Annotated in this window: 15 protein-coding genes and 1 tRNA gene; 12 read left to right on the top strand and 4 right to left on the bottom strand. The window is 62.7% G+C overall.

From position 1 onward, the window contains the following. Nucleotide 1: 1 nt before the first annotated feature. The 4 genes from G3T16_RS06145 to G3T16_RS06130 form a co-directional block, all read right to left on the bottom strand. Nucleotides 2-1,258 (bottom strand): YeaH/YhbH family protein, encoded by a 1,257-nt coding sequence (locus G3T16_RS06145; RefSeq protein ID WP_163494288.1) that lies wholly within the window; start codon nt 1,256-1,258, stop codon nt 2-4. An 8-nt stretch (nt 1,259-1,266) separates the two neighbouring features. Beyond that, on the bottom strand, nt 1,267-3,189 hold the full coding sequence (locus G3T16_RS06140; protein ID WP_163494287.1) for a PrkA family serine protein kinase: 1,923 nt from the start codon (nt 3,187-3,189) through the stop codon (nt 1,267-1,269). A gap of 203 nt (nt 3,190-3,392) precedes the next feature. Further along, a tRNA-Gly gene (locus tag G3T16_RS06135) sits at nt 3,393-3,466 on the bottom strand. Between the two features lie 96 nt (nt 3,467-3,562). After that, on the bottom strand, nt 3,563-3,766 hold the full coding sequence (locus G3T16_RS06130; protein WP_163494286.1) for a DUF3185 family protein: 204 nt from the start codon (nt 3,764-3,766) through the stop codon (nt 3,563-3,565). Between the two features lie 225 nt (nt 3,767-3,991). Between G3T16_RS06130 and G3T16_RS06125 the strand changes: the two genes are divergently transcribed. From G3T16_RS06125 to G3T16_RS06075, 12 genes are all read left to right on the top strand, one after another. Further along, nucleotides 3,992-4,492: a Na+/H+ antiporter subunit E gene (locus G3T16_RS06125; RefSeq protein WP_163494285.1), complete on the top strand. Its 501-nt coding sequence runs from the start codon at nt 3,992-3,994 to the stop codon at nt 4,490-4,492. Continuing rightward, nucleotides 4,489-4,791, top strand: a complete 303-nt coding sequence (locus G3T16_RS06120; RefSeq protein ID WP_163494284.1) for a monovalent cation/H+ antiporter complex subunit F — start codon at nt 4,489-4,491, stop codon at nt 4,789-4,791. The genes G3T16_RS06125 and G3T16_RS06120 overlap by 4 nt, the downstream gene beginning before the upstream one ends. Next, nucleotides 4,784-5,104, top strand: coding sequence for a cation:proton antiporter (locus G3T16_RS06115; RefSeq protein ID WP_163494283.1), 321 nt, complete (start codon nt 4,784-4,786; stop codon nt 5,102-5,104). The genes G3T16_RS06120 and G3T16_RS06115 overlap by 8 nt, the downstream gene beginning before the upstream one ends. After that, nucleotides 5,094-5,558: a Na(+)/H(+) antiporter subunit B gene (locus G3T16_RS21765; RefSeq protein ID WP_163494282.1), complete on the top strand. Its 465-nt coding sequence runs from the start codon at nt 5,094-5,096 to the stop codon at nt 5,556-5,558. Before G3T16_RS06115 ends, G3T16_RS21765 begins: the two co-directional genes overlap by 11 nt. Next, on the top strand, nt 5,467-6,066 hold the full coding sequence (locus G3T16_RS22410) for an MnhB domain-containing protein (RefSeq protein WP_269473288.1): 600 nt from the start codon (nt 5,467-5,469) through the stop codon (nt 6,064-6,066). Before G3T16_RS21765 ends, G3T16_RS22410 begins: the two co-directional genes overlap by 92 nt. Next, on the top strand, nt 6,063-6,404 hold the full coding sequence (locus G3T16_RS06100) for an NADH-quinone oxidoreductase subunit K (RefSeq protein ID WP_163494280.1): 342 nt from the start codon (nt 6,063-6,065) through the stop codon (nt 6,402-6,404). Before G3T16_RS22410 ends, G3T16_RS06100 begins: the two co-directional genes overlap by 4 nt. Then, nucleotides 6,401-6,607: a hypothetical protein gene (locus G3T16_RS21015; protein WP_197911928.1), complete on the top strand. Its 207-nt coding sequence runs from the start codon at nt 6,401-6,403 to the stop codon at nt 6,605-6,607. Before G3T16_RS06100 ends, G3T16_RS21015 begins: the two co-directional genes overlap by 4 nt. A gap of 8 nt (nt 6,608-6,615) precedes the next feature. Beyond that, nucleotides 6,616-7,878, top strand: coding sequence for a complex I subunit 5 family protein (locus G3T16_RS06095; RefSeq protein ID WP_197911927.1), 1,263 nt, complete (start codon nt 6,616-6,618; stop codon nt 7,876-7,878). Next, nucleotides 7,875-9,371 (top strand): proton-conducting transporter transmembrane domain-containing protein, encoded by a 1,497-nt coding sequence (locus G3T16_RS06090; protein ID WP_197911926.1) that lies wholly within the window; start codon nt 7,875-7,877, stop codon nt 9,369-9,371. Before G3T16_RS06095 ends, G3T16_RS06090 begins: the two co-directional genes overlap by 4 nt. Continuing rightward, nucleotides 9,368-10,717: a complex I subunit 5 family protein gene (locus G3T16_RS06085; RefSeq protein WP_163494278.1), complete on the top strand. Its 1,350-nt coding sequence runs from the start codon at nt 9,368-9,370 to the stop codon at nt 10,715-10,717. Before G3T16_RS06090 ends, G3T16_RS06085 begins: the two co-directional genes overlap by 4 nt. A gap of 142 nt (nt 10,718-10,859) precedes the next feature. Beyond that, nucleotides 10,860-11,408 carry a PilZ domain-containing protein gene (locus tag G3T16_RS06080; RefSeq protein ID WP_163494277.1) on the top strand — a complete coding sequence of 183 codons (549 nt, stop codon included), beginning with the start codon at nt 10,860-10,862 and terminating at the stop codon, nt 11,406-11,408. 101 nt (nt 11,409-11,509) lie between these two features. Further along, the gene (locus tag G3T16_RS06075; RefSeq protein WP_163494276.1) at nt 11,510-12,670 is read left to right on the top strand and encodes a GGDEF domain-containing protein; all 1,161 of its coding nucleotides are present in this window, start codon (nt 11,510-11,512) and stop codon (nt 12,668-12,670) included. Nucleotides 12,671-12,857: the final 187 nt, after the last annotated feature.

The following is a 12,857-nucleotide window of genomic DNA, read 5'->3' as shown; positions in this document are numbered from 1 at the left end:
GTCATTGCTTCCGGAACAGTTCGTGAAACACCGGGTAGATGTCGGCCGGCCCGGTGATATGTTGCATCGCGAAGCGGTCGGCGAAGCGCTCGCGCACGGCATCGTAGGTCTGCCAGAGTGGGTGACCGCTCACTTGCGCTATCTCGATATAGGCGTAGTACTGAAGCTGCGGGATCAGCTGCTGCATCAAGTCGATGCACTGGTTGTTGTCCTCGGGCCAGTTGTCGCCATCCGAGGCCTGGGCGCCGTAGATATTCCACTGATCGGGATGATAGCGGGCCCGGATGATACTGCCCATCAGCTGCAGCGCGCTGGACACTACTGTGCCCCCAGTTTCCCGGGAGTAGAAGAATTCTTCCTCGTCCACTTCCTTGGCACTGGTGTGGTGCCGTATGAACACCACATCGATGGTGTCGTAGTTGCGCGACAGGAACAGGTACAGAAGAATGAAGAAGCGTTTGGCCAGGTCCTTGGTGTCCTGGTCCATGGAGCCGGACACATCCATCAGGCAGAACATCACCGCCCGCGAGCGCGGCACGGGCACCCTTTCGAAGCGCCGGTAGCGGATATCGAAGTCGTCGATAAAGGAGACCCGGTCGATGCGTCGTTGCAGCTCGACAATGCGGGCCGCCAGGTCCTGGCGCCGTTCACGGGTGAAGCTGTCTTCGCCATCCCCCAGAGCTTCCAGTTCTGCCTGCAGTTCGTGGATCTGACGCCGCTTGCCGGCCGTCAGTGCAATGCGCCGGGAGGTGGCCGCGCGCATCGACCGGGGCACGTCGATATTGCTGGGATTGCCGGCGGGGCTGAAGCCGGCACGGCGGCTGACGAATTCCTCAAGACCGGTCAATTGGCGTTTGGTGAGGTTGGGCAGGGCCATATCCTCGAACAGGAAGTCGAGAAATTCCTGCTGACTGATCTCGAACACGAAATCGTCCAGGCCCTCGCCGTCGGGACTGCCGTCACGACCGCCTCCGCCGGCTCCAGGGGGTGGTCGGGCAATGGTATCACCCGGGACGAACTCCCGGTTGCCGGACAGCACATGAGTGGTCTTGCCACCCTCTCCATGCTTGAAAAGGGGTTCCCGGGTGTCCCGGGTCGGGATGCTGATTTTTTCGCCGCTGCTGTTGGTAATGCTGCGGTTGCGCAGGCTGTCCTGCACCGACTTGCGGATCTGTTCACGATGACGTTCGATAAAACGCTGCCGGTTGACGGCACTCTTGTTCTTGCCATTGAGCCGGCGGTCTACCAGGTGGGTCATGGTGTCTCCTACTGTGACTTCCGCACACGCAGATACCATTCAGACAGCAGTCGCACCTGTTTCTCGGTATAGCCCCGTTCGGTCATGCGCTGGACAAAATCCTGGTGTTTTTGCTTGTCCTCGGTGGAAGCCTTGGGGTTGAAGGATATCACCGGCAACAGATCCTCGGTGCTGGCGAATATTTTCTTCTCGATCACTGTGCGCAGCTTTTCATAGCTGGTCCACTTGGGATTGCGGCCCTCGTTGTTGGCGCGGGCACGCAACACGAAATTGACGATCTCGCTGCGGAAGTCCTTGGGATTGCTGATGCCCGAGGGCTTTTCCATCTTCTCCAGTTCGTCGTTGAGTGCTGCGCGATCGAGAATCTCGCCGGTATCCGGGTCGCGGTATTCCTGGTCCTGCACCCAGAGGTCGGCGTAGGTGACGTAGCGGTCGAACAGGTTCTGGCCGTATTCGGAGTAGGATTCCAGGTAGGCGGTCTGGATCTCCTTGCCGATGAATTCCACATAGTTGGGCGCCAGGAACTCCTTGATGTGGCGCAGGTAGCGGTCGTGGACTTCCGGCGGAAACTGCTCCTGCTCGATTTCCTTTTCCAGCACATAGAGCAGGTGTACCGGGTTAGCAGCCACTTCGGTGGGGTCGAAGTTGAACACCTTGGAGATCACCTTGAAGGCGAAGCGGGTCGACAGCCCGGTCATGCCCTCGTTGACTCCGGCGGCGTCGCGGTACTCCTGCAGCGACTTGGCCCTGGGGTCGCGGTCTTTCAGGTTTTCGCCATCGTAGACGCGCATTTTGGAATAGATGCTGGAGTTTTCGGGGTCCTTGATCCGCGACAGCACGGTAAACTGTGCCAGCATCGGCAGCGTCCCGGGAGCGCACGGAGCCTCGGCCAGCGAGCTGTGGTGCAGCAGTTTGTTGTAGATTTCCACTTCCTCCTGCGTCCGCAGGCAATAGGGCACCTTGATGATCGAAACCCGGTCAATGAAGGCTTCGTTGTTCTTGTTGTTCTTGAAGGTATGCCATTCGGCCTCATTGGAGTGGGCGAGGATAATCCCGTCGAAGGGAATGGCGCCGATGCCCTCGGTGGCGTTGTAGTTGCCCTCCTGGGTCGCGGTCAGCAGCGGGTGCAGCACCTTGATCGGGGCCTTGAACATCTCGACGAATTCCATCACCCCCTGGTTGGCGCGGCACAGCCCGCCTGAAAAACTGTAGGCGTCGGGGTCGTTCTGGGGAAACTCCTCCAGTTTGCGGATATCCACCTTGCCCACCAGCGCGGAGATGTCCTGGTTGTTCTCGTCCCCGGGTTCGGTCTTGGAAATGGCCACCTGATCCAGGACTGAGGGCCAGATCTTGACCACCCGGAACTGGGAGATATCGCCGCCGTATTCGTGCAGCCGTTTCACGGCCCAGGGCGACATGATGCCTTTCAGGTAGCGGCCGGGAATCCCGTACTCCTCGGCCAGGATGTGGCCGTCTTCCTGCGGATTGAACAGCCCCAGCGGTGATTCGAATACCGGCGAACCCTGCAGGCAATACACCGGGTATTTCTCCATCAGGCTCTTGATCTTCTCCGCCAGGGACGATTTGCCGCCGCCGACGGGGCCCAGCAGGTAGAGGATCTGCTTGCGCTCCTCCAGTCCCTGGGCAGCGTGGCGGAAGAAGCTGACGATGCTCTGGATGCATTCTTCCATGCCGTAGAAGTCGCTGAAGGCCTCGTAGCGCTTGATCACCTTGTTGGAGAAAATCCTGCTCAGGCGAGGGTCCCTGGCCGTATCCACCACTGTCGGCTCACCGATGGCCATCAGCAGCCGCTCCGCGGCGGTGGCATAGACAGAAGGGTCCTCCCGACACAGGTCGAGGTACTCCTGCAGGGTGTACTCCTCCTGCTGCGTGGACGCATAGCGAGATTGATAGTGTGCGAAAATGGACATCGCTCATCTCCTGTAACCAGATAAAGACTCGACTCTCGTCTAAGTCTAGACGCTCTCACGGCGCCTCGTTGGATCAATCCACTGTTTCGACATCCCTGGAAGGCGTTTGTCCCGGGAAATCGCTCCCGGAGTGTTATTATTTTAGGTATTTTCACCGGTGGGTGGGGGGTGAACAGGGGGTGGATTGTGATCCGGATATCGGCTGGAGCGGGTGATGGGAATCGAACCCACGCTATCAGCTTGGGAAGCTGAAGTTCTGCCATTGAACTACACCCGCTCAATTGCTGGCAGATTAGCCCGAAGTCGGCGGTGGGTCAAATGCGGCGGGCGGCGGTGCCAGTTCAGGTAACGCTGCCCGCGGGGGAGCCGCGGCTCAGCGTTTGAATACCAGCATGGCGAGACCGCCGATCGTCGCGGCGGCGCCCAGCACCAGGTACCAGACGGTTGAATCCGTGAAGCTGCCCGAGACGCCTTCGACGACCTGTTCACCAACACTTTGTGACGCTTCATAGCCGAAGTACAGCAGGATTACACCCACGACCAACAGAACGATGCCAATAATCTGGTTCTTGCTCATAGCCTCTGGCTCCTTTTGCTACCGCTGTCAGCAGAGCGGAATTGCCCTGCTTCAGTTTCGATCCGAGCCGCCATAACAGCAGAGCGCCTCTGACCGGTCTGTACGGAACTGCACAGATGCCAGGGTACCGGCACGCTGCGCGAAATGGCTTGCCCGGAGCCGCCACCGGGGCGCGCAGCTGTTATAGTAGTGAGCCGATAGCGGAACAGGAGTTTTGCCACAACGATGCTGTTGTTGCCAACTGTGCTGACACGCTCGCTTGCGTTGTACCTGCTGTGGTGGGTGCTGGCCGAGGGTGAGCGGTCCGGGTTTGTATTCGGGGCCGTGGCCGCGGCGCTGGTGGCGCTGCTGTCACTGCGTATTTTCGGCGCCTCGGCCTGGAGCCTGCGCCCCTGGAGACTACTGCGTTTCGCCGGCTATTTTGTCGGTCTGTCGGTGGTGGCAGGGCTGGATGTCGCGCGCCGGCTACTGACGCCGTCGCTGCCTGTCAACCCGGGCTGCTGCAGCCTGATAACCTCGCTGCCCCCGGGCGGTCCACGCTGGCTGTTGGCCAATACGCTCTCCCTGTTGCCGGGGACGCTGACGGTGACCCTCGACGGGGAGCAGTTGAAGCTGCATTGTCTGGACTCGGCCAGTCCGGTGGAGGCCTCTGTGCGCCGCACCGAAGCGGCCATCGCCCGCCTGTTCGGACTGCCCCCGGCAGCGGCTGGGGCTGCCACCTCATGAACGCACTGTTGCACGGCGTGGCCGGCTTCCTGCTGGTGGTTCTGTTTACCGGCCTACTGCGCATCTGGTGGGGCCCAAACGCCGCCGACCGCATGCTGGCATCCCAGTTGTTCGGTACCACCGGTGTGGCCCTGGTGCTGGTGCTGGCTGAGACCCAAGACATGCCGGCGTTGCGCGATGTGGCACTGACCCTGGCGCTGCTGGCAGTGCTGGCGACGGTGGCCTTTGTCACCCGCTGGGTGCGGATCGACCGCGATCCGCCGGTGACGGGCAAACAGGGGGAGAGCAGCGATGCCTGACATTGCCGCGCTGCTGTTGTTTTGCCTGCAACTGCTATTGTTGCTGAGTGGCTGCCTGTTCTTTGCGGTGGGCACCCTGGGCCTGTTTCGATTCAGCGATACCCTGACCCGTATTCACGCATTGACCAAAGTGGACAACCTCGGGCTGGGCTGTATCGTGTTGGGGTTGTTGCCGTTGCTCTCCGTGGCCGCCGGCCTGAAGACGCTGTTGATCTGGCTGGTGGCGCTGGCCGCCAGTGCTACCTCGGCCCATCTGGTGGCGCGGGCAGTGGATGTTGGCAGGGCCTTGCGGGAGGAGGACGATGAGCGCTGAAGGCTTGCTGCTGGATGGCCTGCTGGTGATGGCGCTGCTGGCGACGGCGCTGGCCGCCCTGGTGTCGCGGGATCTGTTCCGCGGGGTAGTCATGTTCATCGCCTTTGGCCTGTTGATGACGCTGGCCTGGATACGGCTGGCTGCCCCGGACATCGCGCTGGCGGAGGCGGCGATAAGCGCAGGCCTGACCGGGGTGCTGTTGCTGGATGCCGTCAGTCACCTGACTGGCGGCAATGGCCGGACCCGGGGGCAGTGCCCCGCAGCGAGTGATGCGGCGCCTCGTGCTTGGAGTGGCGCTGGGCGCAGGCCTTGCAGCTTTGCTGGGGGCCGCGGTCTGGTCGATTGCCGCTGCCCCGGCGCCGGTGGATCTGCCCGCGCTGTTGGGCGCCAGCCTGGAGGACAGCGGGGTCTCACATCCGGTGACGGCGGTACTGCTGAATTTTCGCAGTTATGACACCCTGCTGGAAATCGGGGTACTGGTCATCGCCGGCATTGCCGGTATTTCCCTGGCCAGTACTCCCTCGCTGGAGGATCCCGAGCTGCGCAGTTCCGACGCATTGCTGCACGCTCTGCTGCGCTGGTTCGTGCCGCTGATGTTGATGCTCGCGGCCTATTTGCTGTGGGCGGGTTCCTATCGTCCGGGCGGCGCGTTCCAGGCCGGGGCGGTACTGGCCGGCACCGGGGTCCTGATGCGGCTCGGTGGCCTGCCGATGGACTTTATCCGTCCCAAGCTGTTGCTGCGTGGCGGCCTGGTGCTGGGTTTCGCCGTCTTCCTGCTGGTCGCGGTAACTGGCGCGGTGTCCGGTTCGGCCTTTCTGGCCTACCCCGAGCATGCCGCCGGAGCGCTGATTTTCACGATTGAAATTGGGCTGACCCTGTCCATAGGCATGATCCTGCTGGCGCTGTTCGTGGCGGCCCCGGTGAGCGAGGGCTCGGAGCCGGAAGAGGGGGACGAGTCGTGAGCGTTCACCTGCTGTACGCGTTGGCCGGGGTCTTCCTTTGTGGTATCGGCCTGGCCGGCTTTGTCGCCTTGCGGCACTTGTTGCGGCAGTTGCTGGCCTTCAACGTGGTCGGTTCCGGCTGCTTTCTGATCCTGGTGGGGCTGGCCCAGCATCACCGCGGCCCGGACCCGGTGCCCCAGGCGCTGGTACTGACCGGCATTGTGGTTTCCATCGCAGCGACTGCGCTGGCTATTGTGTTGATCCGCCGCTATTTCCACCTGACTGGCCGCACCTCTCTGGATGGCGGGCCAGCAGCCGGCGGGCAAACCGCTGGACCTTCCGGGAATACTGCTGAATGACCCAGTGGCTGATGGCGGGACTGTTGTTCATTCCCCTGGCCTGGGCGGCCCTGTGCCTGCTGCTGGCATTCCCCGCGGGGCGCCGGCTGAGCTGGCTGGGGATGGTCCTGCAGGTACTGTTCTCACTGGCGCTGTGGCTGGTGGTCGCGCGCGACGGCGGTTTCTACTATGGACTGGGGGCTGGGACGCGCCGCTGGGCATAGCCCTGCGGGTGGACGGCCTGGCGGTAACCTTCGTGCTGCTTACCGCCACGGTAGCCACCGCCTGTGGCCTGCATGCGGGGGTCTACCTGGATGCCGCCAGGCCCTGGCAGCGCTACTTCTGGCCGCTGTTCTGGTTTCTGTGGGCTGGCCTTAACGGGGTCTGGCTGGGAGCCGATCTGTTCAATCTGTATGTGGGGCTGGAGCTGACCAGTCTGGCGGCGGTGGGCCTGGTAGCGCTGGGTGGGCGGGCGCCTGCACTGCGGGCAAGCCTGCGCTACCTGTTGGCGGCGTTGCTGGGCTCGCTGCTGTATCTTCTGGGGGTGGCGCTGCTGTACGGCCAGTTCGGTACTCTGTCGCTGGCGGATATTGCGGCGCTGGTACAGGGCCCGCTGCCGGGCGCCGGTCTCGCATTATTGCTGATGGTGCTGGGCCTGGCGCTGAAAACCGCCCTGTTTCCGCTGCATGGCTGGCTGCCACCCGCACACGGGGTCGCCAAGTCGCCGGTCAGTGCGCTGTTGTCAGCGCTGGTGGTGAAAGCCTCGTTCTATGTCGCAGCCCGTCTGTGGCTGGATCTGGGAGCGGAGCTGGGTTCGCTGGCACTGGCCCAGGCTGTGGGCGCGGCGGGTGCGACCGCGGTCATGGTGGGCAGTTGGCAGGCCCAGCGTCAGCAACAGTTGAAGCAGGTGGTTGCCTGGTCGTCGATCGCCCAGATCGGCTACCTGTTTCTGCTGTTTCCACTCACCTTCGAGGTTGCTGCACCGGTATCGCTGCAGGCCCAGCAGGGCATCACCCTGCAGGTGATCAGCCACGCGCTGGCCAAGGCAGCGATGTTCCTCGCGGCCGGCAACCTGATCCTGGCGGTGCGCAGCCGACGCGTCGATGCCCTGTCCGGGGTCAGCCGTTTCCTGCCTTTTTCCCTGTTTTCCTTTGGTCTGGCAGGGGTGTCATTGATGGGCCTGCCACCCTCGGGAGGCTTCGCCGCCAAATGGTTGCTGCTGCAGGCGAGTCTTGCCAGCGGCCAGTGGTGGTGGGTGGTGGTGTTGTTGCTGGGCGGTTTGCTCGCGGCGGGCTACGTGTTCCGGATTTATCGCGCCTCCTTCCAGGAGGCCGGCGACAACGACGACTTCTACCATCCGCCCCGCACTCTGGAGGCGATACCGATGATCCTGGCGTTGCTGGCCCTGGGCCTGGGCCTGGTGGCGGCACCGGTATTGTCGATCATGGCACTCCCCTTTGATGCGGTGCCGGCCGTGCTGGAGAGTGTGCCGTGACCTTCGCCGCGATGCTGCCGATACTTGCCTTGCTCAGTTCCCTGCTGGCGGCGATGATTATCTTTGCGCTGCCCGAGACCAGTCATCGTGCGCGCACGATTATCAATCTGCTGGCGGCGCTGTTGAAACTCCTGTTCGTGGTCATCATGACCTGGGGTGTATTCCGGGGCATGACCTTCAGCGTCGGTTTCACCATGTTGCCCGGTGCGACTTTCCTGTTGCGGGCCGATGCCCTGGCAATGCTGTTTGCAGGCCTGTCCGCACTGCTGTGGCTGTTTACCACGGTCTACGCGGTGGGCTATCTCGAGGACTCTCCCAATCGCAGCCGCTTTTTCGGCTTCTTCAGTCTCTGTGTGGCCAGTACGATGGGCATCGCGCTGGCGGGCAATCTGTTCACCTTTTTTCTGTTCTACGAGATGCTCACGCTGTCGACCTATCCGCTGGTAGTGCACCGGGGTACGGCCAAATCCCTGCGGGCAGGCAGCAATTATCTCTGCTATACGCTGGGTGGCGGGGCCGTGTTATTGCTGGGCATCGCCTGGCTGCACGGCCTCATGGGCGAACTGCCGTTTCGTGAAACTGGGCATTTCCAGGATTCGGATCCGGCCACGCACCTGTCCCTGACGATTATTTTCGTGCTGCTTATCGCGGGCCTGGGAGTCAAGGCGGCGCTGTTTCCGCTGCATGGCTGGCTGCCGCGGGCGATGGTGGCACCCGCACCGGTCAGCGCCCTGCTGCACGCAGTGGCGGTGGTCAAGGCCGGCGCCTTCGGGATCGTGCGGGTCGTCTACGACATCTACGGGATAGAGTTTTCCGCCGTGCTGGGCCTGTTGCAACCGCTGGCGTGGCTGGCTGCCTTCACCATTCTCTACGGTTCGCTGCGAGCGCTGTACCAGTCGGACCTGAAGCGGCGGCTGGCCTTTTCCACCGTCAGCCAGGTGTCCTACATTATTCTGGGGACGACCCTGTTCGGGCCGCTGGGGACGGTGGGCGGCCTGGTTCACCTGCTGCATCAGGGCATCATGAAGATCACCCTGTTTTTCTGCGCAGGCAACTATGCGGAAACCCTGGGGGTGCACCGGATCGACGAACTGGATGGTGCCGGTGCGCGCATGCCGGCGACCTCGGTGGCTTTCACCCTGGCGGCGCTGGGCATGATCGGGCTGCCGCCGCTGGCAGGGTTCATTACCAAGTGGACGCTGGGTCTGGGCGCGCTGGCGGCGAACATGGAATGGGCCATTGTGGTGCTGCTGCTCAGCAGCCTGCTGAATGCGGGCTATTTTCTGCCGATCGTTTATCGGCTCTGGTTCCGGCCACAGCGCATGGCCTGGCCCCGGGAGCGCCGTTGGGGGCGTCTGGAAACCCACCCCTGGCTGCTGTGGCCGCCGCTGATCACCGTGACACTGACCGTGCTGGTCGGATTGCTGGCCGCGGCACCCGGCAGCCCGCTGTCCTGGGCCCGCCTGGTGGCGGTGAGGATGTATTTGCCATGACAGCACCGCCGCTGTTGTTGATAACTGCCAGTCTGCTGCTGCCGTTGCTGTATCCGGCGCTGGCGGTGCCCGCCGGCTGGCACCGTGCCCTGCGGATCGGCCTGCCGCTGTTGCCGCTGCCGGCACTGCTGTTGTGCAGCGGTGGCCACTGGCAGCTGGAACTGCCGTGGCTGTTGCTGGGTGGGCAGTGGGCGCTGGATGAGCTGCGCTGCATGTTTCTGTTGCTCACCGCGCTGCTGTGGGGTGTGGCGGGCCTGTATGCCGCCGCCTATATGGGGAGCGAACAACTGCGCCGCTTCTGCGTGTTCTGGGGCCTGACGCTGGCGGGCAACCTGGGCCTGGTGCTGGCGGCGGATATTGCCAGTTTCTATACTTTTTTCTCGCTGATGACTGTCGCGGCCTATGGCCTGGTGGTTCACACGGGAACAGAGCGGGCACTGCGGGCGGGACGGGTCTACCTGGTGATGGCGCTGGTGGGGGAGATGGTGCTGCTGGCGGGCCTGCTGCTGGCTGCCGAAACCGCCGACAGCATGCTGTTGCACCGGATTCCGGAGGCGGTGGCGCAAGCGCCCTGGCGAGACCTTATCTGCGGCCTGTTGATCACCGGTTTCGGGGTCAAGGTGGGTTTGCCACTGCTGCATTTCTGGTTGCCGCTGGCCCATCCAGTGGCGCCGACTCCGGCCAGCGCGGTGCTCAGTGGCGCAATGATCAAGGCCGGCCTGCTGGGCTGGCTGTTGACCCTGCCGCTGGGTGTGGTGGCGCTGCCGGATTGGAGTCTGTTGCTGCTGGTGGCGGGATTCACCGCCTCCCTGGGAGCCGCTGTGATTGGCGTATTCCAGCACGATCCCAAAACCGTGCTTGCCTATTCCAGCATCAGCCAGATGGGGCTGGCCACGCTCATGGTGGCCGCCGGGCTGGGGGACCCTGGACGCCAGGCGCTGCTACTGTCGGCCACAGCACTGTTCGCTCTGCATCATGGTCTTGCCAAGGGCGCTCTGTTTCTGGCCACAGGTTTGAGTCTGCCGCAGCGGCGTCCTGCGCGCGTTGGTCTGTGGTTGTTGATCGCGCTGCCGGGTCTGTCGCTGGCCGGACTGCCCTGGACCAGCGGCGAGCTGGCCAAGGCGGCAGTGAAGGGGGTGCTGCTGGCTGATGGCCCGGCGCTGCCATTGGCAGCCGCCTACCCTCATCTGCTGACCGCGGCGACGGTGGCCACGTTGGCATTGATCGCGCGCTACCTCTGGCTGCTGCGCATGCAGCTGGCGGTGGGCTCCACGCCCGTTGCGCAGTGGGCTGGCTGGGGCCTGGCGACGGCTTTGAGTCTCTCTCTGTATGGCTGGTTGCTGTGATTTGTCCGGCGCACCGGGAATTGAGCCCTTTCCGCGCTGGATTCTGCAACGCTGTTCACAGAATTGTGATGCTTTTTTGACCAGCCCCCTGTTAACCCGTCTAATGAAGGCCTCGCAACAACGGAAAGTACTGGAGAACGATATGGATCGTCTGCAGTGTGGCAACCTCGCAATTATCAGCGACGATGACAAACTGGTTTTCGAGCTGAAAACCGGCGGTCTGCGGCGCGCGGCAATTGGTGGTGAGGATATCCCGCGGCTGCTGGATTTTCTGAAGCATCACCAGCAAGCGCTCAACACCAGCCGCCGCTCCGGATTTCGCCTGCAACTGGATGAACTGTCGCGGCGGGATGCGGCCCGGTTCAGTGTTGCAGTGGAGGTCGACGGCGAGGCAATGCCCCTGCGGCCCATTGATTTCAGCGTCTCGGGCCTGCTGGTTGAAACCTACCTGGAATTGGGCGGCGCCGGTGCCGAAGTAAAACTCCAACTCAGCTTCGACGACCAGACCGTATGGGTGCCGGCAGTGGTCATTCGCCGGCAAGCCCAGCAGGGCCGCTGTGCCTTCCAGTTCACCCCGGTCTGGTACCAGGATGCCCAGTGTCCGTCCCGGGAGCTGCACAGTATTTTTTACAGGCTGGAAAGCCTGTGGCTCGACTCCTGCCTGCAACTGCAATGGGCACGCAGTGCCTGACCGCTGCTCCGCCGCCTGACTGGCGTCGCTGAAGCCCGTTGTCCTCGATGGCGGTGCCGTCCGCAAGTCGCCGATAATAGACCAGGGGATCAAAAGCTCCCATGAACCTGTTGCACATGCCCACCCTGTTTTTCGCCATCGCGATCGCCTGTCTGGTCTCGACTTTGGTGATGGCGGTAATCTGGCGCATCAACCGGCAGATGGCCGGCGTACTGCAGTGGTTCCAGGCGACCCTCGCTAACACCATCGGTTTCCTGATCGTATCGCCCTTCTTCGGCCTGCCCTATACCCCGCAATATACTGCAATCGTCAATACATTGGGACTGTGGGCCATCATGCTGACCCTGGAAGGGGCCCTGCGATTTCGCGGCTTTGTTACCGTGCGGCACTGGATGCCGATGTATCTGCTGTTGCCCGTGTTCTTGCTGTTGTCCTGGTATCTCAGGGCCAATGAGGCGCGCCACCTGTTTCACGACGCGGTTGCCGCCGTGCTGCTCGGCGCCGCTGCAGTGGTCATGGTCTGGCGTACCCGCGAGCGCTATGAGCGCAAGGTCTTCGGCCTCGCCGCGCTGTTCGCGGGCCTGTTGGCACTGGCCTTTGCGATCCGCTGGCTGGCATTTCTGGTAGCGGGCGGCAGCCCTGGCTTTGATCTCGAGATGGCCCGCAGGCTGTTGTTTGTCAGCGTATTTCTGTACGTGATGGGCTGGACCTTCAGCATTACCGTGGCCTGCTACTTCCGGGCGTTCCAGCGTGCACTGCAAATTGCACAGGAGGATGCGCTCACCGGTCTACCCAATCGCCGCAGTATCGACGAAACGCTGCGCCAGACCTTATTGCGCGCGCGCCGCCACGATGAAAAGTTTGCCGTGCTCATAATGGATCTCAATCGCTTCAAGGCGGTGAATGATTCCCTGGGGCACCAGGCGGGTGACACGCTGCTGATCGAGGTAGCGCGGCGCCTGCGCCAGTTCGTGCGGAAAACGGATTTCGCCGGCCGCCTGGGTGGTGATGAGTTTCTGATCATGGTCCACGGCATCGCTGACCGGTCCACCGGGATGCGCACGCTGGAGCGACTGCGTGACGCTGTCAACGGCACCCTGCAGTTGCAGCAACAGGACGTCGCCATCGATGCCAGTGCTGGTATCGCCATCTGGCCGGTGGACGGGGATTCCGTGGATGCCTTGCTGAGCACCGCGGACCGGAACATGTATGCGGAGAAGTCCGTCGACCGCCCTCCGTCTGGACGGCATCCCGGCGCCTGAATCATTCTGCAGTCACACGCTCCCGCCTGCACCGCCCTTCACCTACCAGCCACACCCGGCCTGTACAGGGGAACTGCTCAGGGTGTCTCCCTCCGGGAGGTGACTCGAAGCGGTGACCAGAGAATCTGCCTCTCATTGCATCTACAGAAGGCGATGAATGTGGTCGACGTCAACAGCTAATAAGGTT

It is taken from the genome of Kineobactrum salinum (genome assembly GCF_010669285.1).
In the GTDB taxonomy this organism is placed as follows: domain Bacteria; phylum Pseudomonadota; class Gammaproteobacteria; order Pseudomonadales; family Halieaceae; genus Kineobactrum; species Kineobactrum salinum.
This window is presented reverse-complemented; position numbering and strand designations above follow the sequence as displayed.

What these genes read in the sequence shown, in the direction of transcription:
- G3T16_RS06125 (WP_163494285.1), top strand. Translation starts at nt 3,992, where the DNA reads ATGCTGTTGTTGCCAACTGTGCTGACACGCTCGCTTGCGTTGTACCTG.
- G3T16_RS21015 (WP_197911928.1), top strand. Translation starts at nt 6,401, where the DNA reads ATGACCCAGTGGCTGATGGCGGGACTGTTGTTCATTCCCCTGGCCTGG.
- G3T16_RS06115 (WP_163494283.1), top strand. Translation starts at nt 4,784, where the DNA reads ATGCCTGACATTGCCGCGCTGCTGTTGTTTTGCCTGCAACTGCTATTG.
- G3T16_RS21765 (WP_163494282.1), top strand. Translation starts at nt 5,094, where the DNA reads ATGAGCGCTGAAGGCTTGCTGCTGGATGGCCTGCTGGTGATGGCGCTG.
- G3T16_RS06140 (WP_163494287.1), bottom strand. Translation starts at nt 3,189, where the DNA reads ATGTCCATTTTCGCACACTATCAATCTCGCTATGCGTCCACGCAGCAG.
- G3T16_RS06080 (WP_163494277.1), top strand. Translation starts at nt 10,860, where the DNA reads ATGGATCGTCTGCAGTGTGGCAACCTCGCAATTATCAGCGACGATGAC.
- G3T16_RS06085 (WP_163494278.1), top strand. Translation starts at nt 9,368, where the DNA reads ATGACAGCACCGCCGCTGTTGTTGATAACTGCCAGTCTGCTGCTGCCG.
- G3T16_RS06130 (WP_163494286.1), bottom strand. Translation starts at nt 3,766, where the DNA reads ATGAGCAAGAACCAGATTATTGGCATCGTTCTGTTGGTCGTGGGTGTA.
- G3T16_RS06075 (WP_163494276.1), top strand. Translation starts at nt 11,510, where the DNA reads ATGAACCTGTTGCACATGCCCACCCTGTTTTTCGCCATCGCGATCGCC.
- G3T16_RS06145 (WP_163494288.1), bottom strand. Translation starts at nt 1,258, where the DNA reads ATGACCCACCTGGTAGACCGCCGGCTCAATGGCAAGAACAAGAGTGCC.
- G3T16_RS06120 (WP_163494284.1), top strand. Translation starts at nt 4,489, where the DNA reads ATGAACGCACTGTTGCACGGCGTGGCCGGCTTCCTGCTGGTGGTTCTG.